Source organism: Mycoplana rhizolycopersici, assembly GCF_013378445.1.
Taxonomy (GTDB): domain Bacteria; phylum Pseudomonadota; class Alphaproteobacteria; order Rhizobiales; family Rhizobiaceae; genus Mycoplana; species Mycoplana rhizolycopersici.
Map to the genome: position 1 here is coordinate 283,048 of NZ_JABXYK010000005.1, position 24,301 is coordinate 307,348.

Consider the following 24,301-nt stretch of genomic DNA (forward strand, 5'->3'; position numbering starts at 1 on the left):
TGCTTGAACCAGGCCGCGCGGCTATTGGCGCAAAAGCAGCAGCACGACATAGCTCAGGACGGTCGTCAGAAGCCCGCGAAAGGCGAAGCGGACCATCCGGTACTTGTCCAGCGCGATCTGGGCCAGCACGTCGGCATTGTCCAGATACTCCTTGAAAAGATAGTCCATGTCGGCCGCGTCGCTGGCCTCCACCAGGCGCTTGCGCTGATCCTTCCACGCGCCCCAGAACAGCGACGTGCCGCGCTCGGCCCTGCGGGGCAGAACGACGAGAATCGCGCTGACGATCGTGAACACGATCGACGCGGCGAGCGCGGCAGACACGATCCCCCAGAGAAGGTTGCTCTCCGTATAGCGGGCCCAGCGAAAGACACCCTGCCCCTCGGCCGACCACATCAGGAATGCAAGCATGAATGTAAAGATGTAGGCGGCCTTCTGGTCTGCGGACTTGACCTGGTCATAGAAGACGTCGTTGATTTTCTTTACATGATTGAAGTGCTCGATCGAGCGCGAGTTCTCCGGATTACTCATGGCCAAATACTGACTGCCCCCGCCAACATGTGTTTCCGTGTTAATACAGCCGCGGACAAAAGCAAGCAGCCCCCGCCGCGGCAGCTTGACAATTTCTCCGCGCCTGTCAGTTCTTGGCGCATGAAGAAGGGGACTGGCTGGAGGACAATAGCGGCGTTGCCGTTTCTTGTCGCCCTGGGGCATACGGCTGCCCTCGGCGATCCGGTTCCGCGCGCCACCCCCACTGCCGGCTCCGTCATCGCGCGAAAGACGGGCGAGGAGGTTCGCTTCTTCGACGTCAGCAACTGGCGCCACGTCGACCTCAACCAGGACCTTCTGATCGGCGACGAACTGCGCACCAACGCGGTCGGCCAGCTCGCCGTCCTCTTTGCCGACAGCACCCAGATCCGGCTCGGCCGCAATTCCTCGCTGCTCGTCCGTCAGATGGGGGCTGCGGGCGATACCGTGCTCGACCTGCAGAGCGGCACCATCTGGGCGCGCGCGCAGCGCGGCGGCCAGGGGCTGAAGATCGACACGCCCGCTGCGGCCGCCGCGATCCGCGGCACCGACTGGTCGCTCACCGTCGACGGCGACAAGACCTCGCTGGTAGTGATGGAAGGCACGGTGGAACTGGTGAACGACCAGGGCAGCGTGCAGGTCCGCCAGGGCGAGGCCGCCGTGGCCCGGATCGGGCAGGCGCCGCAGAAGGTCATCGTCGTCAACTCCGACGACCGCGAGCAGATGCTGTTCTATCTGCCGCTGCGCGACGCGTTCGTCTACATGCAGCCCTCCCCGCTGACGGCGCAGGAAATGCGCCGGACGATCGACGGCCTCGAACAAAAGCCGGAAGAAATCCGCAGCGCCGAGGACTGGCTGACGCTTGCCGAGGCACAGTTTACGCTGGAAGGCCGCCAGATGGCGATGGCCTCGCTGGACCGGGCGCGCGCCATGAAGCTTTCCGCCACCCAGCGCGCCCGCCTCGACCTGATCGACGCCATGGTCGCCGGCGCCGAACGCCGCTTCGACGATGCCGCGCGCCTGTTCGCCCGCGCCCGACCCGGCCTCGATCCGAAACGAGGCAGCGTGGCCGACTTCGGCGGCTACTTCGCCCGTGCCCTTGCAAACCCCGACCGCCTCGAAAAGCAGCCGCGTCGGGTGACCGGCCCGAACGGCGCCTTCGCCGAGGCCTATGCGGCGGGCTTCCTGGAAAACATCCGCGCGAGCCTCGATATTCTGAAGGAGGCCGAACAGCGGTATCCGGACGACCCGTCGCTGCCGGCCTACCGCTCCGCCTTCGCCTTCATCATCAACGATCGCGAACAGGTGAAGGAAGCGATTGGTCGCGCGCTGGCGCTCGATCCGAACCAGCCGATCGCGCTGTGGAGCCTTTCACGCTATCAGAGCGGCATCGAAGGCGACCCCAAGGCCGCCATCGCAACCCTCGAGACGGCACTGAAGGTGGCGCCCGGCTGGGGCACGCTGTGGAATGATCTGGGCCTCGCCCAGGATGCACGCGGCGACTGGCAGTCGGCGCAAAAAGCGCTCAAGCGCGCGATCGAGCTGGACCCCGTAGATCCTTTGCCGCGCGTCAATCTGGCGATCACTTATCTCGATCAGGACCGGGTGCTACTGGCGAAGGACCAAATCGACCGTGCGATGGCGGCCGATCCGGGTTTCGATCTCGCCCTGATCGCGCGCGGCCGCTACCATCTCCAAACGGGCGAACTGGAGCAGGCGACCGAGGACCTGCTGGCGGGCACGGTGGCAAATCCCGCGGTAGCGCAGGGGCAGCTTGCGTTGGCCATTGCGCAGCAGGAGCAGGGCAATGGCGTCGCCGCGCAGCAGGCGCTCGACAACGCCGATCGGCTCGACCCGAATGATCCCGTCGTTCCGTCTCTGCGGGCAAGCATCGCGATGGACGAGTACGATTCCGACGGCGCCATTGCCGCAGCCCTGGAATACATGCGCCGGCTGCGCGCGATCGGATCGGACCACGCCGCGATCAGCTTCAACCACGACGCAGGCTCGACCCTCAACAATGCCTTCCGCCTGCAGGGCCTGAACGCCTGGGGCCAGTATTACGGCGACATCACCTTCGACCCCTTTTCCGGCATGTCGTATGTCGACCAGACGCTGCGCGGCAGCGTCAACCCGTTCCTGAACAACTACCTTTACGGCAGCGACGGCATCGAGCCGACCCAGAATAAGTACACTTTCTCATCCTTCATGCAGGGCCTGCTGTACGACCCGCACATGCTGGCAGGGCCTTCCGCTCGACCGTACTACATCCGTTACCCCTTCGCGGAAGTCGAACTTGGCTACGGCATCTCGACCTATAACGGCGACACCCGGCCGATCTACGAGGGCAGCTGGAGCAGCTTTGCCAACTGGCCGTTCCCGGTGAGCAGCTACGTCAATCTTGCATGGATAAAGACGCCGCTCACGGGTGATATAGCTTATCCGCAGTCGCACTACGACGGCACGGCCGAAGTGATAAACGGCGTCGGCTACCTTACGGCGACTCCGACCCCGGACACCAGGGTCGTCGCCTATGCGCAACGCACAGACAACAGCCTTGAGCTGCCCTATTACTTCGGAAGTCCACCGGATACGTTTGAAAGAGACAACAATTACAAGACAACCGAACTCGGTGTCGGACTCAGTCATACGATCAGCTTTGAAAACGTCATCAACACTGCATTCTTCTACAGCGATACAGATCAGAAGAACGATTTCACGTTTGCTCAAGCCGGCATTGATGCCTTCAGCCAGAAAACATCGCAGACGAGCTATATTGGAGCGCTCAACCACACCATCGCTACAGGCAACCTGACGTGGCGCTATGGCATCGAAGGCGGCGTGATCGATTTGGACTATGCCGAGGATCTGAATGGCGAACCGACGGTGGATTCCGTGTCGACACGAGTCGACTATGGTCGTGCATACGTCGATGTACTGCACGACATAAACAGTCAGGTGAAGGCCGAGTACGGCTTGTTCGGAACGTATGCCAACGGCGATTTTGCCGATACCAAAACATTTGAGCCGCGCTTCGGGGTGGCTTATTCTCCGACAGACGGGCAATGGCTGCGCGCGGCTGTCCTTCGCCAGAGCTACGATTATGACATCAATACCTTGGCTCCAGTCAGCATTCTCGGCATACAACCCAATCAATTCGGTCTGGCCACCGATGGTTACGCCGATACGCTCGCCTTGAAATGGGACGCAGAATGGACCGACTGGTTCTTTACGGCGGTCGACTACCAACATCAGGATATGAACGGCCTTGCCCTCGGCTATCCTGCGCTCTGGCCGTCCCCGCTCTTTGTCGATTCCTTCGCTCTCTCGGAGGGTCGCGTTGACCGCACGAGCCTGACCTCCAACATTCACATCGGTAGCGGCTTTGGCGTCTCCGGAACCGTCGCTTACACGAATTCGAAGAACGACGATCCCACGAGCCTAGACTACGGCAAAACCCTGCCTTTCATACCGACATGGGCTGGACAGGTTGCCTTGACGTGGGTCAACGAAGCAAACATCAAGGCGACGGTCGCCGGCAACTACATAGGAACCCGTGCGGGCAGTCTTTCATCGCTGGATGGAGAATTGCCTATTGGCCGGACTGAACTCGACGCCTTCTGGACGCTCGACGCCAGCGTGACGTGGGAACCGTTCGACAAGCGTTTCGAACTGAGCCTTGCCGCCTTCAACCTGCTGGACGAGGATTTCGACGTCGCAACGGGCATCCCCGGCTGGGGGCGGAGCTTCAAGGGCACCGTCAAAGTTCGTTTCTGATGAGCGGCAGCGCCCCAAAGCACGACATCACTGGCGTGAACGGAACGCGGCGGATCGGCCGCACGCTTCGGCTCGTCCTCTTGACCGTCATGACGATCGCCGTAGTCTCGACGCTGACCCGCTTCCCGTTCTGGTCGTTGCAGGAGCTCAGAAGCTTCGACTATCTTTCCACCTTCGACGATCCCTCCCCGCCCGCAGACAGCCCGGTCGTCGTTGCAATCGACGAGCCGTCGCTGGCCGAGATCAACGTGCAGTGGCCCTGGCCGCGCGACATCCACGCGCGCCTGGTCGAGGCGCTGCGCGCAGCCGGCGCAAGGGCGATCGGGCTCGACATCATCTTCGCCGAACCGTCCGTGCCCGAACGCGACGCGGCCCTGGCCGCAGCGCTCGGTCCAGACGTGGTTCTCGCCGGCGACGAGAGCCTGATCGTCACCCCGCAGGCCGAGCAGTTGGTGCGCACCACCCCGCTTCCCGCCTTTTCGGATGCGGGTGCGGTCACCGGCCTCGCCTCGATCTCGCTCGGTGGCGACGGCACCTTCCGCGACCTGCCGCGCTACGAGGACGGCTTCGCCCGCGAACTCGCCCGTATCGCCGGCCGGCCTCACGAGCTGCCGCACGGCGACTGGCTGGTCCAGTCGTTCGGCCCCGCCCGCAGCTATCCCACGGTCTCCTATTACCAGGCGCTCGACCCGGACAATTTCCTGCCCAAGGATTTCTTCCGCGACCGCGTCGTCATCGTCGGCCTCAGCCTGCAGAACGCCCCCGAGATCAACCACGGCGGCGCGGACGCCTTTGCGACGTCCTATACGGTGCACACCGGGCGGCTGGTCGCGGGCGTGGAGATCCAGGCGACGATCTTCGACAACATCGTGGGTGCCCGCGCCATCTTGAAGGCGGGCACGCCGATCGCCCTTGCCGGCATCGCGCTTGCCGCCGTCCTTTCCGCGCTCACCGTCTGGCGCTCGACGCGCTGGCAGACGGCGGCCGTGACCCTGGGCGCCGTGGTTGCGCTTGCCGCGGCAAGCTTCCTGCTGATCCGCTACGCCCAGCTCTTCGTCTCGCCGCTCGGCCCCGCGCTCGCCTTCGTCAGCGTCGCGATCGGCCAGGCCGCCTTCGACTATGCCGACGAGCGCCGCAACCGCAAGCAGATCACCCGTGCCTTCTCGCAGTACCTCTCGCCAGCCCTCGTCGAACGGCTCGCCCGCGACCCCTCGCAGCTGCGGCTTGGCGGCGAACGGCGCACGCTCTCCATCCTCTTCTGCGACGTGCGTGGCTTCACCACCATCGCGGAGACGATGAAGGACGATCCCGAACAGCTGACGACGCTGATCAACCGCCTGCTGACGCCTTTGTCCGACATCGTGCTCGGCCATGGCGGGACGATCGACAAATATATCGGCGACTGCCTGATGGCGTTCTGGAACGCGCCGCTGGACGACGACGACCACGCCAACCACGCAGTGGCAGCGGCCATCGACATGCTGGCGCGGATGGACAGCCTCAACGAAGAGCTGAAACGCGAGGCGACCGAGCGCGGCGCCGTCCACCATCAGCTCCGGATCGGCATCGGCATCAACACCGGCGAATGCGTCGTCGGCAATATGGGATCCTCGCAGCGGTTCGACTATTCGGTGCTGGGCGACGCGGTAAACCTCGCCTCCCGCCTCGAGGGCGCCTCGAAGAACTACGGCGTGCCGCTTCTGATCGGCGAGGGCACCGCCCTTCTCGCCGACCGTTTCTGTGCGCTGGAACTCGACCGCATCACCGTGAAGGGACGGACGACGGCCTCTCCCGTCTTCACAGCGCTTGCCGATGTGGCCGACGATGTCGCGGAGAAGCATCGCCGCCTCGTCACCGCCCGCTACGCCGGCACGCTCACGCCCGACGATCCGCTCTTCGACGAGATGCTCGCAGCCCTGCCGGCCCTCTCCCCCTACTACCGGATCGTGCGCAATGAACGCGCCGAAAACGCCGGATAGAGCCGCGCCGGAATCCTTGCCGCATCCGCGATGAAACCTGCGGGCTGGACCGTTCTATTCAGGGGACACAGTTCTGCCCGGGACAGCCGCTTCAACCTTTCGACCCAGCCGGGAAACTTTGCGACCTTCGGTTGACATCCGCCGCTCAGCTATCAAGAGTGGCCGGCGCTGGGACCGATGGCATTTGGAGGACATGGGGTTATGCGTTCTTTCTTCGGCGTCTCCGCCTTTCTCGTCACGCTTGTGACAGCCGTCCTCTCCGGCGCTCTCCCGGGCCACGCCGCCGAATCCAAACGCTCGATCGTCACCACCGAGAACGCCGACTATTTCGGGTTCGACCTGCGCACGGTGCAGAATGTCACGCTGGACCAGTGCAAGAGCCAGTGCATCGGCGACCCTTCCTGCCGCGCCTTCACCTACAATCCGAAGGTGAAATGGTGCTTCCTCAAGTCCGACTTCAATCAGCTCAACGGCTTCAACGGCACGATCGCCGGCAAGATCACGCTGACCGACGGCGAGGCGGACATCGGCGCGGCACCCGCACTCGGCTTCCTCTCCGAGGGCATGCTGCAGGAGGCGCGCGCGCTCAGGTCCAGCCTCACGCTGCTCAGCACCCAGGAAGGACAGGGCGTGGAAAGCCTCGCGGCACTTGGCCGGATCGAGGCCGAGACCGGCCGCATCTCCGAGGCGCTGGACGCCTTCAAGGGTGCGCTGTCGCTGGCGCCCGACGACCGCTTCCTCTGGATCGAAATGGCCCAGACCGCCGCCCGCTCGACCGACAATTCCTATCTTGCCGGCCAGGGCCCGCTTGCCGCCCTGAACGCCTATTGGCTGACGCGGTCGATCACCGCCCGCGCCGACGCACTCGCTGTTCTCGCCGACACGCTCGACAAGTCCGGCAACTACCGCGCCGGCATCAACGCCTACAAGGAAAGCCTTGCGCTGGTCGCAGACCCCACAGTCCGCGCCGCCTATCTCGATCTCAAGGCACGCCAGGGCTTCCGCGTCGTCCAGCACACCCTCGACAACGACAGCGCGAGCCCGCGGGCCTGCGTGCAGTTCTCCGAACCGCTGGTAAAATTCGGCACCGACTACGCAAGCTTCGTCACGCTCGACGGCGCAGCCCCCAAGGGCGTCGAGGCGAAGGACAGCCAGGTCTGCGTCGAGGGCCTGAACCACGGCCAGCGCTACAAGCTTGCATTCCGTCCCGGCCTGCCTTCCTCGGTCGACGAAAGCCTGGAGCAGGCCGTCGAGCTGGACATCTACGTCCAGGACCGCAGCGCCAGCGTACGCTTCACCGGCGACAGCTTCGTGCTGCCGAGCACCGCGCGGCGCGGCATCCCGCTCGTCTCCGTCAACACCGACAGCGCTGATCTCAAGCTCTACCGCGTCGGCGACCGCAGCATCGCCGCCCTTCTGACCGGCTCGCAGTTCCTCACCCAGCTGGACGGCTACGGCGCCGGCCGTATCGAGAGCGAACTCGGCAAACTCGTCTGGCAGGGCCAGATCGAGATGCAGCGCGATCTCAACAAGGACGTCGTCACCTCCTTCCCCGTCGACGAGGCCCTGCCGAAGCGCGAACCCGGCATCTACGTTCTGACCGCCGAGGCCTCGAACGGGCCGAAGCGCGAATGGGACGCCAAGGCCACGCAGTGGTTCCTCGTCTCCGACATCGGCCTTTCGACATTCGCCGGCACCGACGGGCTGCACGTCTTCGCCCGCTCGCTCGGCAGCGCGAAGCCCCTGGCCGGCGTCGAACTGCAGTTGCTGGCGAAAAACAACGAGATCCTCGGCACCGCCACGACCGACGCCGATGGCCGCGCCACCTTCACCGCCGGGCTGATCCGCGGCACCGCGGCGATGATGCCGGCCGTGCTGACGGCGCGCAACGGCGAGGCCGACTACGTCTTCCTCGACATGACCCGCGCCGGCTTCGACCTCTCCGACCGCGGCGTCACCGGCCGCCCGGCGCCGGGCGCCATCGACATCTTCGCCTGGACCGAGCGCGGCATCTACCGTGCCGGCGAGACGGTGCATGCCGCAGCCCTTGCCCGCGACGTTGAGGCGAACGCGGTGGAAGGCCTGCCGCTGACCTTCGTCTTCACCCGCCCCGATGGCGTCGAGGACCGGCGTCTCGTCAGCAACGACAGCCGCCTCGGCGGCCACACGATCGACTTCCCCGTCCAGTCGAATGCCATGCGCGGCACCTGGACGATGCAGATCTTCGCCGATCCCAAGGCGCCGTCGATCGGCGAGAAGACCTTCCTTGTCGACGACTTCGTGCCCGATCGCACCGAATTCGACCTGACGAGCGAGGCAAAGGACATCGTCAGCGGCACACCGGTCGCGATCGACGTCGACGGCCGCTACCTGTACGGAGCGCCTGCCGCCGGCCTGGAGATCGAGGGCGACGTGTCCCTGAAGCCGACGCGCGCCAGCGAGGCCTTCAAGGGCTATGTCTTCGGTCTTGCCGACGAGGAGGGCATGGAGGAGAACCGCCTGCCGATCGAGGGCCTGGCGCCGCTCGACGACGAGGGCAAGGCGCGCTTCGAGGTCGATGTCGCCGAACGCCCGGCGACAACCCAGCTTCTGAACGCCGAGATCACCGTACGCATGAGCGAGACAGGCGGTCGTGCCGTCGAGCGCTCGCTGATCCTGCCGGTGCGCGCCGACGGACCGATGATCGGCATCCGCCCGGCAGCCAGCGGCGACGTTCCGGAAAATTCGACGGCCCGTTTCCACGTGATCGTAGCCGGTCCCGAGGGCGGCAGGCAGGCGATGAAGGGCCTGCCATGGAAGCTTCTGAGCGTCGAGCGCGATTATCAATGGTATCGCGACGGTTCTTCCTGGCGCTACGAACCGATCCTGTCGACAAAGCAGGTCGAGGCCGGCGTGATCGACGTCACCGAGGACGGTGCGGAGATCGCCGTTCCGGTCGGCTGGGGCCGCTACCGTCTCGAAGTCGAGACGGCGTCCGCCGCCGGTCCGGCGACCAGCATCGAATTCGACGCCGGCTGGTATGTCGAGGCCACTTCGACGGAAACGCCGGACGCGCTCGAGATCGCGCTTGACAAGGAAAGCTACAAGGTCGGCGAGACCGCGAAGCTCAAGGTCACCTCGCGCTATGCCGGCCAGCTTCTCGTCACCAACGGCACGGAGAACCTGATCTCGGTCGCGACAGCCGCGGCCGGCGAAAGCGGCGGCGAGGTCGAAATCCCGGTCACTGCCGACTGGGGTGCTGGTGCCTATATCACCGCTACGCTCTATCGTCCCGGCGATGCGCAGGAAAGCCGCATGCCGATGCGCGCCATCGGCGTCAAATGGCTGAAGGTGGATCCGGCCGAACGCAAGCTGGCGATCACGCTTGATGCGCCGGAAAAGACGCTGCCACGCCAGCCGCTGGACATTTCGCTCACCGTTGCCGGAGCCGGCGCGAACGAGGACGCCTATGTCACCGTCGCCGCCGTCGATGTCGGCATCCTCAACCTGACCCGCTACGAAGCTCCCGATCCGGACGGTTGGTACTTCGGCCAGCGCCGGCTGGGGCTGGAGATCCGCGACCTCTATGGCCGCCTGATCGACGGCTCGCTCGGCGCCACCGGCCGGCTGCGTACCGGCGGCGACGGCGGCCAGGTGGCACTCGAGGGAAACCCGCCCACGCAGAAGCTCGTCGCCTTCTTCTCCGGCCCGGTCAAGCTTGATGCCGAAGGCAAGGCGAAGGTCTCCTTCGACATTCCGCAGTTCAACGGCACCGCCCGCGTCATGGCCGTCGCCTGGTCGAAGGCCGGCATCGGCCACGCCAGCCGCGACGTCATCATCCGCGACCCGGTCGTCGTCACCGCCAGCCTGCCGAAATTCCTGGCGCCAGACGACCGCGCCAGCCTGCGCCTCGACATCGCCAACACCGACGCGCCGGCCGGCGATTACCAGCTGTCGATCACCCACAATCCCTCCGTAATGGTCGAGCAGACCGGAGCGTCGCAGACCGTGCGGCTGGAGGCGGGCGGCAAGACGGACCTGACCCTGCCGCTGATCGGCGGCGAGGTCGGCAGCGGCGTCATCACCGTGGCCCTGTCGGACGGCGCCGGCCAGACCTTTGAACAGTCGCTCGACATTCCCGTCCGCCCTGCCACCCTGCCGATCACCACGCGGCGGGTGCTGGAGCTTGCCGCCGGCGGCAGCGTCACGATCGACGACCAGTTGCTCGCCGACAGCCTGCTCGGCAGCGCCTCGGTTGCGCTCAACGTTTCCCGCTCCTCGGCCTTCGACATTCCAGCCCTGCTGATGACGCTCGACCGTTATCCCTATGGCTGCGCCGAGCAGACCACCAGCCGCGCCCTGCCGCTGCTCTATCTGAGCGAGCTTTCGAAAGGGACCGGCCTGCCCGAGGACACCGAAACGGCCAAGCGGGTGCAGGACGCGATCTATCGCGTGCTCTCCTACCAGTCGTCTTCCGGCAGTTTCGGCCTCTGGGGTCCGGGTTACGGCGACCTCTGGCTCGATTCCTACGTCACCGATTTCCTGACCCGCGCCCGCGAACAGAAGTTCGAGGTACCGGAACAGGCGATGGTGCAGGCGCTCGACAACCTCCAGAACGCGCTGTCCTACGACAACAACGTGCAGGACCGCGGCAACGAGATCGCCTATGCGCTCTACGTGCTGGCCCGCAACCGTAAGGCCTCGATCAGCGACCTGCGCTACTACGCCGACACGCGGCTTGCCGAATTCCCGACGCCGCTCGCCAAGGCGCACGTCGCCGCAGCGCTTGGCCTTTACGGCGATGCGCAGCGCGCCGAGCGGATCTTCCGGGACTCGCTTCGCATGACGACGGACGTCACCAATGTCAGCCTTGACCGCTCCGACTACGGCTCCGCACTTCGCGACGGCGCCGCCGTGCTGGCGCTGGCAGCCGAGGCCCGCCCGGTGCCGGCGATCATTCCAGACCTTTCGCGCATCGTCGCGAATGAATGGCAGCACAAGGCTTATACCAGCACCCAGGAACAGACCTGGATGCTGCTCGCCGCCCGCGCCATCCAGGGCGAAGACGACACGCTACGGCTGGAGGTGAACGGGGCCGACCACAGCGGCCGCTATGCCGCCCGCATGAGCGGCGAGGATCTTCTGAAAAGACCCGTCACCGTCGTCAACCGCGGCAATGACAACGTCTCTGCCGTGCTCACTACGGTCGCAGCCCCCGTGCAGCCGCTGCCGGCCGGCGGCAACGGCTTTGCCATCGAGCGCAGCTACTACACCCTCGACGGCGAACCGGCGACCATTTCCGAGGCCCGCCAGAACGAACGCTACGTGGTCGTGCTGAAGGTCACGCAGGACAACGCCTGGCCCTCGCGCGTGCTCGTCACGGATCTTCTGCCGGCGGGCCTGGAAATCGACAATCCGAGCCTCGTCAACAGCGCCAGCCTCACCAATTTCGAATGGATCGGTGACGTCGAGGCCGCCCACACCGAGTTCCGCAGCGATCGCTTCGTCGCCGCCTTCGACCGTTCCGGCACGAGCGGCAGCGAGATCACGCTCGCCTATGTGGTGCGCGCGGTGACACCGGGAACCTATGATCATCCGGCGGCGAGCGTCGAGGACATGTACCGTCCGCAGTTCTCGGCCCGCACGGCGACCGGCCGCATGCAGGTGCTGGCGGAATAGGAGGCGACCGTGCGGGTCTTGCGCGTCGGCCTGCTGGCCCTGCTTTGCAATGCGGTGGTCTTCACCGCATTGCTGCACGGGCTGCTGCGCGCCGACGCGGCCTTTCCCCCGCCGATCGAGAAGGCGCGGGAAGTCTCGCGCGAAGTGGTTGATGCCGACGGGCGACTGCTCAGGGCCTTCGCGACCTCCGAAGGCCTCTGGCGGCTGCGGACGACGTCCAAGGACGTCGATCCGCAGTTCGTCCGGATGCTGCTCGCCTATGAGGACCAGCGTTTCTACGAGCACAGGGGCATCGATCCGCTGGCGCTCCTGCGCGCCGCCGGTCAGCTCGTTAGCCACGCCCGCATCGTCTCCGGCGCCTCGACGCTGTCGATGCAGGTCGCCCGGCTGATCGAACCGCGCGAGGGCCGCTCCTTGTTGGCGAAGGCCAGGCAGATCGCACGCGCCATCCAGATCGAGCGGCGGCTGGGCAAGGCCGAAATCCTCGATCTTTACCTGACCCACGCCCCCTATGGCGGCAATCTGGAGGGCGTGCGCGCCGCAAGCCTCTCCTATTTCGGCAAGGAGCCGAAGCGGCTCTCGGTCGCCGAAGCTGCCCTCCTCGTCGCCCTGCCGCAACTGCCCGAGCGCCGCCGGCCGGACCGCTTCCCGAAGATGGCCGAAGCTGCGCGCGAGCGCGTGCTCACCCGCATGGCGGTCTCGACGGTGATCGGCGAAGGCGAGGCCGAACGGGCGGGCGGTGAAACCGTCCCCAACCGCCGCCTGCAGCTGCCGGCTCTTGCTCCCCATCTTTCCGAACTCGCGCTGCGCAAGGACCCGACCCGCCAGCGCCACGAGACGACAATCCGCCGCGGCGTGCAGCAGGTACTGGAGACGGTCGCCCGCAACGCCGCCGAACGGCTCGGCCCGAAGCTTTCGGTGGCGATGGTCATGGCCGACGCCCGGACCGGCGAAATCATCGGCGAGGTCGGTTCGGCCAATTATTTCGATGCCGCCCGTTCCGGATGGATCGACATGACGCGCCAGATCCGTTCGCCCGGCTCGACGCTGAAGCCTTTCATCTACGGCCTCGCCTTCGAGGAGGGGCTGGTGGCGCAGGAGACGATCGTCGAGGACCGGCCGGCCGACTTCTTTGGCTATCGGCCGCGCAACTTCGACATGAGCTACCAGGGCGATGTCAGCATCCGCCAGGCGCTGCAGCTTTCGCTCAACGTCCCCGCGGTGCGCCTGCTCGATGCCGTCGGCCCGACACGGCTGACGGTGCGGTTGCGCCGCGCCGATGTCCGGCTCACGTTGCCCGCCGGCGAGGCGCCGGGCCTTGCGATCGGCCTCGGCGGTGCCGGGATCACGCTGCGCGACCTCGTCCAGCTCTATGCGGCGCTCGCCAACCAGGGAGCCGTCGTCCGCCTCGGCGACGGCGTCGAGCAGTCACCGGAAGTCGTGGTGGGCGATCCGCTGATCGAGCCGGCCGCCGCCTGGAACGTCACCGACGCGCTTGCCGCCGTGCTGCCGCCGCACGGCAGCCGCAGGCTCGGCCTCGCCTACAAGACCGGCACGAGCTACGGCTACCGCGACGCCTGGTCGGTCGGCTATGACGGCCGCCATGTGCTCGGCGTCTGGGTCGGCCGCGCCGACAATGCCGCCATACCGGGCCTCACCGGCTACGAATCGGCCGCCCCCATCCTGTTCGAGGCCTTCTCGAAATCGGGCATCGCGATCACCCCGATGCCGAAAGCCCCGCCGGGTGCCGTCCGCACCGCGCAATCCGAACTCCCCGTCGGCCTGCGTCGCTTCGCCCGCACCGCCTCCGGCCTCGTCGCCGCCACCGCCCGCGAACCGGCACCGCAGATCGTCTTCCCGCCGGAAGGCGCCCACGTCGAACTCGGCGCCCGCGCCGGCAGCGACATTGCGCCACTGGCGCTGAAGCTGCAGGGCGGCCGCGCCCCCTTCCGCTGGCTCGCCAACGGCCGGATGCTCCCCGACACGTCCCGCCGCCGGACCACCCAGTGGACCCCCGACGGCGCCGGCTATTCGACCCTGACGGTGATCGATGCAATGGGGCGCGCAGCCAGCGTGCGCGTGTTCGTGGAATAGCACGCGACAGGAACGACCTCCGCCCTCAAGACGGAAGTGCGTTCTCGTGCCTTTCAACTTTCGCGCCCGCCGAGAATGAACCGGTCCGGCGCGCGCTCATCTCCTCATCTCCGTTTTTGAAACGCCCCGAACCTCCGACATCTGCGCCCCTCACCCCAACCCTCCCCCGCAAGCGGAGAGAGGGAGCAAGAAACCCGCGGCGACCGACCTTCTCCCGGCGCGCGGGGAGAAGGTGCCGGCAGGCGAATGAGGGGGAACCCCCGCGCCACGGGGTGAAGAAGCGCCCGGGCGTGGCGGAGCGAATGTCGTTCGGAGCGCGGGGGCACGGCAGCAGGGCCACAAACCTGATACTTTGCCCGCAACCGGTGCTGACCGGCGACGAGTACGGAACACGCTGCGTCTGCCGCGGGCTCACTTCTCCCGATTGGGGAGAAAGGCCGAACGAATGTAAGGCGATATGGAGGTCAGCGCAGATGCCGTGCGTGTGCTCCGCCGTCATCCGGCGCTGCGCGCCACCTTCTTCCGCTGAAAAAGGAAAGCCTCGACCGCCATCGATGAAAGCAGGCTCCGGCGCAGCCAGAGTCGGTTCTGATAAACTCCGGCATTGGCTCCCCTAACCCGCCTCCTCCGCCGCCAGCCGCAGCAACACGACCCCCTCGGCGACCTGGTCGCCGGCGGCAACCGCCACCATTTCCACCGTGCCGTCGCGCGGTGCCGGCAGCACCAGCTCCATCTTCATCGCCTCCATGGTCACGAGCGCGTCGCCTTTGACGACCGCCGTCCCCGCCTCTGCCTGCACAAGCCGCACCACACCCGGCATCGGCGCTGCCAGCACGTCGCCGCCGGCTTCCTCCTCGCCGTGCAGACCTGCCATTTCCTCGACATGGAACACGTGGCTTTCGCCCTCGGCGAACAAGACGATTTCCGGTCCCTGCCGGGCGATCCACACCTCCAGGCTGCGATCACCGAAATCGGCCAGAACAGCGCCCTTTGCGCCCCCCGCGCGCAGCACGACCGACAGCCGCATCTCGCCGATCGCGACCTCGAAGCGCCGGCCTTCGCCTGCGGCGACCCGGACCTTCAGCGGCTTTCCGTCCTGCTCGACGAAGACCGATTGCCACGACGGCCCCCACAGCCGGAAGCCGCGCAGCCGCTCCCAGGGATCGCCGCCCTCGGCCGGGTCGATCAGCCCCAGTGCTGCGATCCCCGCCAGCGCCTGCACCCTCGGCCCTGCCGGCGGATTCGGCAGCAATGTCTCCGCCTGCCGTCCGATCAACCCGGTGTCGACGTCGCCCGCGGCAAAATGCGGTTCGCGGCAGAGCCGCCCCAGGAAGCCGGCATTGGTCGTCACCCCGGCGATCCTGCATTGCGCCAGCGCGCCGGCGAGCCTGCCGAGCGCCTCGGTGCGGTCGGCACCGTGGGCGATCACCTTGGCGATCATCGGATCGTAGAAGGCGGTGATCTCGTCGCCGGCGCGCACGCCGGAATCGACCCGCACACCGTCCGGCAGGTCGAAAAGCGCCAGCCGCCCCGTCGAGGGCAGGAAATCGCGCGCCGGGTTCTCCGCATAGAGCCGCGCCTCGAAGGCCCAGCCGTCGATCGAAAGCTCCGCCTGCCGCTTCGGCAGCGGCTCGCCTGCAGCCACGCGCAACTGCCATTCGACGAGATCGAGCCCGGTGATCGCCTCGGTCACCGGATGCTCGACCTGCAGGCGGGTATTCATCTCCATGAAGAAGAAGCGATCGGCGCGCAGCCCGTCGGAAACATCGGCGATGAACTCGACCGTGCCGGCCCCGCTGTAGCCGATCGCCTGCGCAGCCCGCACCGCCGCCGTCCCCATCGCCTCGCGCATCTCCGCGGTCATGCCGGGCGCCGGCGCCTCCTCGATAACCTTCTGGTGGCGACGCTGCGCCGAGCAGTCTCGCTCGAACAGATGGACGACATTGCCGTGCTTGTCGCCGAACACCTGGACCTCGATATGCCGCGGCTTGGCCATGTATTTTTCCACCAGCACCCGTCCGTCGCCGAAGGAAGCCTCGGCCTCGCGCCGGGCGCTGGCGAGGGCTGCCGCGAACGCGGCCGGCTGGTCCACCCGGCGCATGCCCTTGCCGCCGCCGCCGGCCCGCGCCTTGATCAGCACCGGATAGCCGGTCAGATCCGCTTGCGCGGCGAGGAAATCCGGCTCCTGGCTGTCGCCATGATAGCCTGGCACGACGGGCACGTCCGCCTGCGCCATCAGCGCCTTGGCGGCATCCTTCAGCCCCATCGACCGGATCGCACGCGCGGACGGGCCGATGAAGACGAGGCCGGCCGCCTCGACCGCCTCGACGAAGTCCGGGTTCTCGGAGAGGAAGCCGTATCCCGGATGTACGGCCTCCGCCCCGCTCTTCTGGCAGGCGTCGATGATCGCAGTGCCGTCGAGATAGCTGCGCACGGCTTCCGGCGGACCGATCCGGATCGCCTCGTCCGCCATCGCCACGTGCAGCGCCGTCCGATCGGCGTCCGAGTAGACGGCAACGGTCGCGATGCCGAGCTTGCGGGCCGTGCGGATGATCCGGCAGGCGATCTCGCCGCGATTGGCAATCAGGATCTTCTTGAACATCGTTTCTCCCGGTGATGACCGGTTGCTGGTGCGGGGTGGAAGCCAGGGCCTTGGCGAGGCGGGCCGGAAGCCGGCCCTTTCGATCGCCACCGGCCCTACTGTGCCGCCACCGCCTCGACTTCAAGCAGCCAGCGCTCGTCGAAAATGCCGCAGATCACCACTGTCATCGCGGGCGCCACGGCGCCGAGATACTCGCTGCGCAGCTCCCGGTTGGCCGTCGCATACTGCCGGTCGGCGAGATAGGTCGTCACCTTGACGAGATTGGACTTGTCCATGCCCGCCGCCTTGAGTTGTGCGTCGACGTTGCGCCAGACCTGGCGCGCCTGCGCCTCGAAGCCGTCCGGCACCTTGTCGTCCCTGTCCGCCGGGATCTGGCCGCTGACAAGCAGCAGCCTTTCGTACGCCTCCAGCTTCACCGCCTGCGAGTATCCCCCGTGCGGGTCCGGTGCGTTCTTCGCATTGATGTTCTCCCGTTTCATGATTGGCCTCCTGACGTTGGATCTACATGCGGAACAGGCCGAAGCGCGTCGTTTCGATTGGGCCGTTGAGTGCGGCAGACAAGGACAGACCGAGGACGTCGCGCGCCCCGCGAGGGTCGACGATGCCGTCGTCCCAGAGCCGAGCCGAGGCGTAGAGCGGGTGGCTCTGGCGCTCGAACATCTCGATCGTCGGCCGCTTGAACTCGGCCTCCTCTTCTGCTGACCATGCGGCACCCGAGCGCTCGATCCCCTCCCGCCGCACCGTTGCGAGCACGCCTGCCGCCTGCTCGCCGCCCATCACCGCGATGCGGCTGTTCGGCCAGGTCCAGAGAAAGCGCGGCGAATAGGCCCTGCCGCACATGCCGTAATTGCCGGCCCCGTAGGAGCCGCCGATCAGCATGGTGATCTTCGGCACGCCGACGGTGGCAACCGCCGTGACCAGCTTGGCGCCGTGCTTGGCGATGCCGTCGGCCTCGTATTTCCGCCCTACCATGAAGCCGGTGATGTTCTGCAGGAACACCAGCGGAATGGAGCGCTGGCCACAGAGTTCGATGAAATGCGCCCCCTTCAGCGCCGCTTCCGAAAAGAGCACGCCGTTGCTTGCGACGACCCCGACCGGTATTCCGTGGACGGCGGCAAAGCCGCAGACCAGCGTGGTGCCGAAACGCGCCTTGAACTCGTCGAAGCGCGAACCGTCGACGATGCGGGCGATGACCTCGCGCACGTCGTAGGGCACCTTGCTGTCGGCGGGCACGATGCCGAGGATCTCGTCGGGATCGTAGAGCGGCGGATCGCCTCCGCCCTTTTGCGGCAGTGGCGGCTTGCGGCCGTTGAGATTGGCGGCGATCCGACGCGCCAGCGCCAATGCGTGCCGGTCGTCGCGCGCCAAGTGATCGGCGACGCCCGAGAGCCGCGTGTGCACATCGCCGCCGCCGAGGTCTTCGGCCGAGACGACCTCGCCGGTCGCAGCCTTCACCAGCGGCGGGCCGGCGAGAAAGATCGTGCCCTGGTTCTGCACGATCACGGTCTCGTCGCTCATCGCCGGCACATAGGCCCCGCCAGCAGTACAACTGCCCATCACGACCGCGATCTGCGCGATACCCTTCGACGACATCTGCGCCTGATTGTAGAAGATGCGGCCGAAGTGGTCGCGGTCGGGGAACACCTCGTCCTGGTTCGGCAGATTGGCGCCTCCGGAATCGACGAGATAGAAACAGGGCAACCGGTTCTGCTCGGCGATCTCCTGGGCGCGCAGGTGCTTCTTCACCGTGATCGGATAGTAGGTGCCCCCCTTCACAGTTGCATCGTTGCACACGATCATGCAGTCCAACCCGGATATGCGGCCGACACCGGCAATCAGCCCGCCGCCGGGCGAGGCCCCGTCATAGAGCCCGTGCCCCGCCGTCAGCCCGATCTCCAGAAAGGGCGAGCCCGGGTCGATCAGTTGCGCCACGCGCTCGCGCGGCAGCAGCTTGCCCCGGCCGAGATGGCGTTCGCGCGCCTTGGCGCCACCGCCCTCGAAGGCGAGTTCGGCAGCAGCCTCCGCCGTCCCGATCGCTGAAAGCATCGCCTGCCGGTTGGCGGCAAACGCTTCGCTGCGCGGAGAGATGCCTGATTTCAGCACCGCCATCACGCGGTCTCCTGGAAGATTTCGCGGCCGATCAGCATGCGGCGGATCTCCGACGTCCCTGCCCCGATTTCGTAGAGCTTGGCGTCGCGCAGCAGCCGGCCGGTCGGGTAATCGTTGATGTAGCCGTTGCCGCCGAGCGCCTGGATCGCCTGCAGCGCCTGCTGCGTCGCCTGTTCGGCGGCGTAGAGGATGCAGCCAGCGGCGTCCTTGCGCGCCGTCTCGCCGCGGTCGCAGGCCGCCGCCACCGCATAGACATAGGCGCGGGCGGAATTCAGCGCGACGTACATGTCGGCCACCTTGCCTTGGATGAACTGGAATTCGCCGATCGGCCGTTCGAACTGACGGCGCTCGTGCACATAGGGCACCACCACGTCGAGGCAGGCGGCCATGATGCCGAGCGGCCCGCCGGAGAGTACCACCCGCTCGTAGTCGAGCCCCGACATCAGCACGTTCACGCCGCGCCCCTCGCCGCCCAAAACGTTCTCCGCCGGCACCTCGCAGTCGGAAAACACCAGTTCGCAGGTGTTGGAGCCGCGCATGCCGAGCTTGTCGAGCTTCTGGGCGGTGGAAAAGCCCGCAAACCCCTTCTCGACGATAAAGGCGGTGATGCCGCGCGCCCCGGCACCGGGATCGGTCTTGGCATAGACGACGAGCACGTCGGCATCGGGACCGTTGGTGATCCACATCTTGTTGCCGTTCAGGACGTAGCGGTCGCCGCGCTTCTCTGCCCGCAGCTTCATCGAGACGACGTCCGACCCGGCCCCCGGCTCCGACATGGCGAGTGCGCCCACATGTTCGCCCGAGATCAGCTTCGGCAGGTACTTTTCGCGCTGCGCTTCCGTGCCGTTGCGCATGATCTGGTTGACGCAGAGGTTGGAATGGGCGCCGTAGGACAGGGCGACCGAGGCGGACGCGCGGCTGATTTCCTCCATCGCCACGCAATGGGCGACATAGCCCATGCCGGCACCGCCATAGTCTTCCGAGGCCGTGATGCCGAGAAGGCCGAGTTCGCCGAGCGCCTGCCAGAGCGGCGCGGGGAAGGCATTGTCGCGATCGATATCAGCAGCGATCGGCGCGATCCGCTCGCGCGCGAAACGCCGCACGCTCTCACGCAGCGCATCGACCTCGTCGCCAAGCCCGAAATGCATTCCGGCGGTGTACATGGTCATTGTCCTCCCACGGCGATGGCTCCAGCAGAGGCAAGGCATGCGGACGGTGTCAGACCGTGCCGCCGGAAAGCATCGCCAGCCGCGCGGCCGAAGCGATACATCCCGCAAACCTGCAGCCCTCCTCCCAAAGCGCCGACAGGAAGATAGGGTGCCATTTTCTCGTTTGGAGTGCGATCCCCTTTTTATCCACGGGCCTGATTTCGCCCGAAATCCCGGAAAATCAGGGGCCTCCACAGCGGCAAAAATAAGCGTGAAAAAAGCTTCACAAAGCCTATTGACGCCGCGCCGGCTTTTATGGTCTATGCGCCCACATCGGATGGGCGTGTAGCTCAGCGGGAGAGCACTACGTTGACATCGTAGGGGTCACAGGTTCAATCCCTGTCACGCCCACCATTCGAATTTCAAGGGCTTAGCGAGAAATCGCTGAGCCCTTTTCGTATTTTTCCGCGACTTCGCCGGCGTCTTCTGGACCGCCCGGCCGCGCCGTAGTAACACAACCCTGAACGCGACTTGCCACCACAGCGCGCAGCGCTTCGCTTGAGGGAGCAACCGACGCATGACGACGATCGAGACACCAGGCTTCCTGACCTTTACGATTGCCATCGTGGTGTTCTTCGTCGGATCTGGGCTCAACCGGATCGTCGGGCCTTTGAAACGGTGGAACATCCCCGAAGCCGTGACCGGCGGTCTCGTCGCTGCACTCGTCACCCTGATTGCCTACCGCGTCTTCGACACGGCCATCGTGTTCGACCTCGATGCCCGCGACATGCTGCTGCTCTATTTCTTCACCGGCATCGGGCTCAACGCCCGGCTGGACGATCTCAGGGCCGGCGGCAAGCCGCTCGTCATTCTCCTGGTCCTGACGCTGTCCTTCCTGATCTTGCAAAATGTCGTCGCGGCCGGAAGTGCCGCCCTTCTCGGCCTGCCGGACGGGATCGCAGCACTTCTCGGATCGGTATCGCTGATCGGCGGGCACGGCACCACGATCGCCTGGGCGCCGCTGATCGCCAATCGCTTCAACCTGCCGAACGCACTGGAAATCGGGATCGCTTCGGCAACGCTCGGGCTGGTGACCGCAAGCCTTGTCGGCGGCCCGGTCGCGCGCATTCTCATCGGCCGTTACAAGCTGAGCGGCGAGGCAACCGAGCCGCCCAGCATCGGCCTGCCCGACGCATCGGCGACGGTGCGGGAAAGCAGCATCAACCACGTCAACCTGCTGCGCACCGTCCTCATCCTCAACATTGCGATCCTGATCGGCTTCGCACTGGACCAGGTGGTGGCCGAAACCGGCATCAAGCTGCCGCTCTTCGTCGTCTGCCTGCTCGTCGCAATCGTGATGACCAACACCATTCCCCGTCTCTTGCCGAACATGTTCTGGCCGTCCCGGTCGCGCTCGCTGGCCCTCATCTCCGACCTTTCGCTGAACATCTTTCTCGCCATGTCGCTGATGTCGATGCAGCTCTGGACCCTCGGCGGCCTGGGGCCGGCGCTGATCATCGTGCTCGGCCTGCAGACCGTCGCCGCAGTACTCTACATGATCTTCGTCGTCTTCCCGGCGATGGGCCGCGACTACCAGGCCGCCGTCATCTCGGCCGGCTTCAGCGGGATCAGCCTGGGTGCGACCCCGACCGCGATCGCCAACATGACGGCCGTCACCAAGGCCCATGGGCCGGCGCCGACGGCCTTCATCATCCTGCCGCTGGTGTCCGCCTTCTTCATCGACCTCGCCAACGCGATCGCGATCGGCTTCATGGTGCGGTAGGCGCGCACGGCGCTACTTCCAGCCGGCACAGAGATCGGTATTTGTAGCTTTACCAGGCAGACATTCCGGGCTAACTGCGCAAAGCCTCGTTACGATGGCAGGCGCAAGGCAACGGCGCAGGCTGAAACCGAAGGAAAGCATCGTGAAAATTGGCCCCGCCGGTAACCACGCCCGTGAGCGTTTCCACAAGCAGATGCTGGCGCTCTACGACGTCTGTTCCGCGCTCGGGTTCCGGCCGGTCCTCTTCCGGCGCTACGTCATCCTGAACGGCGGCGTCTCGGCGGCAAAGGAACTGGTCTTCAAGCCGGGCACGACCGGCCTCGAACGGCTGATCGACCTCGGCAAGACCGGACACTCGATGGAAGCGACGATGCTTCTGCCGGAATTCCAGCCGCTCTTCTCCGCCGAGGAGCTGAAAGAAGCGCGCGAACGGCTTGCAAACGCCAACCGCTCGCGGTCGCGCGGACGCCTGACCCCGAGCGTCACCGAAAGACCGGGTGGACCACCCAAGTCTTCCATCTGACCGCGGACAATTACCGGACGGATCTGCGACCAATGCACGGCACGGCCGGCATTCATCGCACATCTGCTTCCTGCAGTGCGCCTGCCGGACGGAAAGAATCCATGTCATTCGGTGGAAGCGTCAGATCGCAACGCAGGTCAGGCGTGAAGGCGGCTTCGCCCCGCCATCTTGCCCTGCTGCAGGCCGAGCAGGGCGTCGTCATAGCCCTGCGAGCGAGCCTCGGCAGCGATGACGGCGATCGTCTCGGTGATGATACGGCAGCAGTCCGGCGACATCGCCGGAAGCATGAATCGTGGATCGCTGGCCTGCATCTTCGCCAGGGTACTGCCAAGCAGCGCCCCCCATTCCTCCGGCGTTCGAGCCATGGAATTCCCCTTCGAAGCGTAACGATTTCGGCTGATCTTTTCTTATGTCGGCATATAAGCACAACATCACACACAATTCCACAAAAATGTGGGAAGTTGCTGGGAATAAATCACAGGCCTCGAACGTAAGTCCAATCAGACGCGACATGCGCCGCGGCACTCGCGGCCGCAGTGTTGGCCATTTGTCAAAATTTCTGTCTTCCGGTCCACGTCCGTGAAAGTGCCCACAGCAGAAATATGACGGTAATTCAGCATATTAGGGGCGAACGATCCGCTCGTCGGCTACCGCGGACCCGCAAAGAGCCGGCCTGCGCCGTCACACGATGCCGGACGAGAGACTACGTGTATTTTGCCGCATCCATGACCAATTGTGTGTGTTTTTGAAGCAGGACTGCACAATCCTGCTACTTCGCTTGCGTCACCGGCTGCTTTTCGGACTCGTCGAACATCAGCCCCTTGTCCACGCTGCCACCCAGCCGCTCCTGCGCGGGCGTCATCGTCAGCAGGTCCACCGGCGTTGCGACCGTCGTCGCGGCGATACGGCCGATCCCCCCTGCCGTGCCCGCGACGATTGCGGTGATGCCCTCGCCGAGCGAAACATCGGAGTCCGTCAGCGTCTGACCGTTGACCAGGCGCTCGCCGATCAGCTGCACGATCTGCGGGCTCTCGGCAAACTTTCCATGGTTCAGCCGATCGCCGGTCTGCACCTTGGTCAGGTCTACGACCGTGATGCCGGCCTTTTCGAACTGGGCGCGATAGGGCTCGTCCGACGGATTGATCTGCCCCAGGCGCTGAACGTCGCCGGAAATGAAGCGCGAAAGCGCCAGCGCCTTGTCGTCCTGCGAGACGAAGATCGTGAAATTCGGCTTTCTTTCGCCCATGTCCGACCACTGCCGCGCAAAGACGTCGATATCGATGTCGGGCGAGGCCAGCACCACGTTCTGGATCTTCGGCCCGAGCTTGCCGCCGTCGCGGATCGCCATCTGGCGCAGCGACTCCATGGCGAGCCAGGTGCCCATCGAGTGGGCGAGGATGGTGATGTCGGTCACGCCCTTTTCAGCCTCGATCGCGCGCAGAAGCCGCTCCAGACCCGTCCGGGAATAGTTGGTGCTTTCCTTGTCGTAGTTATAGTCGAACACGCGCGCGCGCGACGGCCAGGTGAACAGGATCGGCGTCACCTGCGCATCCGAATCGTGAACGATCTGTGCGAACCGGAAGACCGCGTCCTCGTAGCGGTTGTTGAAGCCGTGCACGAAGACCATCACGTGGCCATTTTTGTTGTGCGCACGGAACCAGGCCTCGCCGCTTTCCACCGACGGCAGTTGCTTGACACGCGTCACCGCAAAGTCGGTTTCAGGATTGGGCGGCAGCTTCTTCGGCCACTGCACGCTGCCGGCCTTGCGGTTCTTGTCCGGCGGAATGGACACGGCGATATCGGTCAGGAAAGGCCGCGCGCTGCGTTCGCCGGAGAAGAGCGTGTTCGGATCGCCGGAGGGCACGCGGGTGGTGGCGACGAGCATGTCCACCGTTGATGTTCCGGGCACCGGCGCGGTCTCGGCGATGGGAGCCATGAAGCCCTTCTTTCCACCGCACGCGGCAACGGCCACCGAAAGCGACAAAACAAGCGCAATGCGCCACCCATTCCGCATTCGGATACACCCTTTTACCGCGCCGCCGACAAAGCAGCCTCCCCGGTGGCCGCCGCCCATATGAGGCCGACCGCATGTCTTAAGAGATG

13 protein-coding genes and 1 tRNA gene are annotated in these 24,301 nt (G+C 65.7%); 7 read left to right on the forward strand and 7 right to left on the reverse strand.

All coding sequences use genetic code 11. From position 1 onward, the window contains the following. Window positions 1-21: 21 nt before the first annotated feature. The gene (locus HV823_RS27205; RefSeq protein WP_343051849.1) at window positions 22-711 is read right to left on the reverse strand and encodes a Pycsar system effector family protein; all 690 of its coding nucleotides are present in this window, start codon (window positions 709-711) and stop codon (window positions 22-24) included. On the opposite strand from HV823_RS27205, the gene HV823_RS10670 reads away from it, so the two are divergent. The 4 genes from HV823_RS10670 to pbpC all read left to right on the forward strand — a co-directional run bounded on the left by HV823_RS10670 (window position 649) and on the right by pbpC (window position 14,033). After that, on the forward strand, window positions 649-4,302 hold the full coding sequence (locus tag HV823_RS10670) for a FecR domain-containing protein (RefSeq protein ID WP_176949690.1): 3,654 nt from the start codon (window positions 649-651) through the stop codon (window positions 4,300-4,302). The genes HV823_RS27205 and HV823_RS10670 overlap by 63 nt on opposite strands. Beyond that, complete coding sequence (locus HV823_RS10675) at window positions 4,302-6,281, forward strand: CHASE2 domain-containing protein (RefSeq protein WP_176949691.1); 1,980 nt, start codon at window positions 4,302-4,304, stop codon at window positions 6,279-6,281. Before HV823_RS10670 ends, HV823_RS10675 begins: the two co-directional genes overlap by 1 nt. A 201-nt stretch (window positions 6,282-6,482) precedes the next feature. Continuing rightward, window positions 6,483-11,939 (forward strand): alpha-2-macroglobulin family protein, encoded by a 5,457-nt coding sequence (locus HV823_RS10680; RefSeq protein ID WP_176949692.1) that lies wholly within the window; start codon window positions 6,483-6,485, stop codon window positions 11,937-11,939. Window positions 11,940-11,957: 18 nt separating this feature from the next. Continuing rightward, entirely contained in the window at window positions 11,958-14,033 is a 2,076-nt protein-coding gene (pbpC, locus tag HV823_RS10685) for a penicillin-binding protein 1C (protein ID WP_210270760.1), read from the forward strand. Window positions 14,034-14,646: 613 nt separating this feature from the next. Here pbpC and HV823_RS10690 read toward each other — a convergent pair. The 4 genes from HV823_RS10690 to HV823_RS10705 form a co-directional block, all read right to left on the reverse strand. Then, on the reverse strand, window positions 14,647-16,635 hold the full coding sequence (locus tag HV823_RS10690) for an acetyl/propionyl/methylcrotonyl-CoA carboxylase subunit alpha (RefSeq protein ID WP_176949694.1): 1,989 nt from the start codon (window positions 16,633-16,635) through the stop codon (window positions 14,647-14,649). Window positions 16,636-16,730: 95 nt separating this feature from the next. Continuing rightward, entirely contained in the window at window positions 16,731-17,114 is a 384-nt protein-coding gene (locus tag HV823_RS10695; protein ID WP_176949695.1) for a RidA family protein, read from the reverse strand. A gap of 22 nt (window positions 17,115-17,136) precedes the next feature. Continuing rightward, window positions 17,137-18,744: a carboxyl transferase domain-containing protein gene (locus HV823_RS10700; RefSeq protein ID WP_176949696.1), complete on the reverse strand. Its 1,608-nt coding sequence runs from the start codon at window positions 18,742-18,744 to the stop codon at window positions 17,137-17,139. Next, window positions 18,744-19,892, reverse strand: coding sequence for an isovaleryl-CoA dehydrogenase (locus HV823_RS10705; RefSeq protein WP_176949765.1), 1,149 nt, complete (start codon window positions 19,890-19,892; stop codon window positions 18,744-18,746). The genes HV823_RS10700 and HV823_RS10705 overlap by 1 nt, the downstream gene beginning before the upstream one ends. Window positions 19,893-20,231: 339 nt before the next feature. On the opposite strand from HV823_RS10705, the gene HV823_RS10710 reads away from it, so the two are divergent. The 3 genes from HV823_RS10710 (at window position 20,232) to HV823_RS10720 (ending at window position 22,198) form a co-directional block, all read left to right on the forward strand. Next, a tRNA-Val gene (locus tag HV823_RS10710) sits at window positions 20,232-20,306 on the forward strand. 163 nt (window positions 20,307-20,469) lie between these two features. Continuing rightward, window positions 20,470-21,675 (forward strand): sodium/glutamate symporter, encoded by a 1,206-nt coding sequence (gltS, locus tag HV823_RS10715; protein ID WP_176949697.1) that lies wholly within the window; start codon window positions 20,470-20,472, stop codon window positions 21,673-21,675. Between the two features lie 142 nt (window positions 21,676-21,817). Then, on the forward strand, window positions 21,818-22,198 hold the full coding sequence (locus tag HV823_RS10720; protein WP_176949698.1) for a hypothetical protein: 381 nt from the start codon (window positions 21,818-21,820) through the stop codon (window positions 22,196-22,198). 137 nt (window positions 22,199-22,335) lie between these two features. Here the strand turns inward: HV823_RS10720 and HV823_RS10725 are convergent, their stop codons facing one another. Next, on the reverse strand, window positions 22,336-22,563 hold the full coding sequence (locus HV823_RS10725) for a hypothetical protein (RefSeq protein ID WP_176949699.1): 228 nt from the start codon (window positions 22,561-22,563) through the stop codon (window positions 22,336-22,338). 404 nt (window positions 22,564-22,967) lie between these two features. Continuing rightward, window positions 22,968-24,212 carry an alpha/beta hydrolase gene (locus tag HV823_RS10730; RefSeq protein ID WP_176949700.1) on the reverse strand — a complete coding sequence of 415 codons (1,245 nt, stop codon included), beginning with the start codon at window positions 24,210-24,212 and terminating at the stop codon, window positions 22,968-22,970. Window positions 24,213-24,301 lie beyond the last annotated feature (89 nt).